Here is a 2423-nt window from a genome sequence, read left to right on the forward strand (position 1 = left end):
TGTGTTTTGCAACTTTGTTTAGCAGCACTGTAGCACCTTTAAAGAGCACCACCATTTTTTCTTGATATAGCATTTTTTAATCTGTAACTTTCTCCACTAAAAATTACTAAATGTCCGTAATGAATTACTCTATCTAATATTGCAGTTGTAATCTTTTTATCCATAAAAATTCCATTCCATTTAGAAAACTCAATATTAGTTGTGATAATTAAACTTTTTCGCTCATAACAATCAGCAATGACTTGAAATAGTAGTTCTGCGCCCTTTTCTCCTATTGGAACATATCCCAGTTCATCTAGAATAATTAAATCATACTTTTTTAAATTCTTCAGAAATCTGCCAAGCGTTGCCTTATTATATGCGTCTATTAATTCATTTATTAAAGTAGCAACCTTAAAAAACCTAACCCTTTTTCCTTGATTACAAGCTTCAACGCCAATTGCTGTTGCTAAATATGTTTTTCCTGTTCCTACGGAACCATAAAAAATTAAATTGTGACTCTTTTCTATGAAATCACCAGTTTTAATTTCCTCTAAATTTAAACCTTCAGGTAACTGTATATCATCAAAACAATAGCCTTCAAATGTTTTAACAACATCGAATTTAGCCTCAGCAATCAGCCTATTTTTTCTTCTAATTTCTTGAGAATTTATACTTATCTCTAATACATTTGTTAAAAAATCTTTTTTATCACCTAGAGGAATAGATTCATATTCCTCTAAGATTTCACTTCCTAACTTAAGTTTTTTACAGTACTTTTCTAGCGTGTCCATTTAGTTCCCTCCCATTAAAATATCATATATTGATAACTCTGGTTCCATTGAATTTTGATAAGGTGTATTTATCTCATCAGGCCTAAGCTCTGTATATATTTTATTTGGCTCATTAAATGCCCTAAAAGTTGTAATTAGCGATGAAACATCATTTATACCTTTATCTAAATTAGATTCAAGCGCTCTTGTTGCCATACTTAAATCATTACTTATTAGCATTTCAGAAAGAGCTGAGACAATTTTTCTTTTTTCAATGTAATCTTTAGATTTAAAATATATCTTCCAAATTTCAGGTAGTTCTTGATAAAAATCAGTATATTCAAGCGCTGATATTTTTCGCTCTAAGACTTTAAGCCAATCTTTCCAATTTGTTATTTTTGTATTTTTTTTATATATTCGTCTATGAGATGTTAAAAGTTCATAGTTGCTATCTAAAATTTCAATTTTATCAACAAATATTTTTAACCAAACTTCACTGTTTAAAAAATTTGGGAGGACTGAATATTCATTACTTTCAAATTTAACAAAACCTACTTTATTCGTTTTATATTTTTGTAATTTATATACTTCAAAAGTATATGAATTAAGAGGAATCATTTCTGATAAATCAACTTTGAAAAGATCATTAATATTTTTATTTTTTTTGTAATGATCTCTGTCAGAGTCATGCTCACACTTTATTAATAACTCTTTATTAAAATCGCTTAAAGAATCAAAGCTAGGAATAGGTACAAATAGATTTCTTCGAGTATATCCTACTTTATTTTCAACATGGCCCTTTTCATTTCCGCTTGCAGGATTACAAAATTTTGCTTTAAACCCATAGTGAGTCATAAATTGAATAAATCTATCTGTTAATTTTCTTTCTTTTCCTTTTTTTATTTGAGCAACAGCAGTAGACATATTATCAAACCAAATTTCTTTTGGTACTTTTCCAATATGATCAAATATATTTTTCATACCTTGAAATAGAGCTTCTTGATTTTGACTCGGAAAAATTTGAACGTATGAATGATTACTATATGGGAAAGAAATTACCAAATGATAACCATTTATTAGTTCTCCATTCATAGAAAACTGCGTTTCACCAAAGTCAAGCTGGGCTTCTCCAGGTAAATGAGTTAAAGAAAGAAGACCTATATTTTTATTTGAGAAATCTTTTAAAGTTTTTTTCTTTTCATTCACATATTTACAAACTGTTCTATAGCTAATATTAAAAGTATCCGAAAATTCTTCGCATAATCTTTCAAAAACTCTTTTAGCAGTATGGCGCTGTTTTCGAGGAGAACCTAAATCACTAATCAACCATTGATTAATTATTTCTTTAAATGGATCAAGCGAACTTACTCCTGGTCTTCTGATAATTTTATCTGAAAAATCTTCAGTTAAGGCATATTTTTTAACAGTTCTAAAAGTATGTCCAGTTTCTCTAGCAATTTCTCTTAAAGATTTTCCTTGAATAGAATACATAGTTTTGATATTATATTTATTGATCATTGGCAACATCCTTTATACACCCCTTAATAATTAGATTTGGTCGTCTAACTTATTAAAGTGTTATTTTGGTTATTTGTCAATGGTCTCTTTTTTTATGTTAAGTGTTGCTTTTTTAAGTTGCATTTCTGCTGTCTTTTTATATTACCATAAACA

The 2423-nt window shown here is 28.4% G+C and carries 2 protein-coding genes; both read right to left on the reverse strand.

The window, feature by feature from the left end; translation table 11 throughout:
• Positions 1-38: 38 nt before the first annotated feature.
• Positions 39-773, reverse strand: a complete 735-nt coding sequence (gene istB, locus L988_RS08920) for an IS21-like element helper ATPase IstB (RefSeq protein WP_047383561.1) — start codon at positions 771-773, stop codon at positions 39-41.
• Entirely contained in the window at positions 774-2279 is a 1506-nt protein-coding gene (gene istA / locus L988_RS08925; protein ID WP_047383563.1) for an IS21 family transposase, read from the reverse strand. It abuts the gene before it with no gap.
• Between the last annotated feature and the right edge of the window lie 144 nt (positions 2280-2423).

It is taken from the genome of Cetobacterium sp. ZWU0022 (genome assembly GCF_000800875.1).
In the GTDB taxonomy this organism is placed as follows: domain Bacteria; phylum Fusobacteriota; class Fusobacteriia; order Fusobacteriales; family Fusobacteriaceae; genus Cetobacterium_A.

Excerpts from the sequence above, each read along its gene's own strand:
- istB (WP_047383561.1), bottom strand. The coding sequence starts at position 773 with ATGGACACGCTAGAAAAGTACTGTAAAAAACTTAAGTTAGGAAGTGAA.
- istA (WP_047383563.1), bottom strand. The coding sequence starts at position 2,279 with ATGTTGCCAATGATCAATAAATATAATATCAAAACTATGTATTCTATT.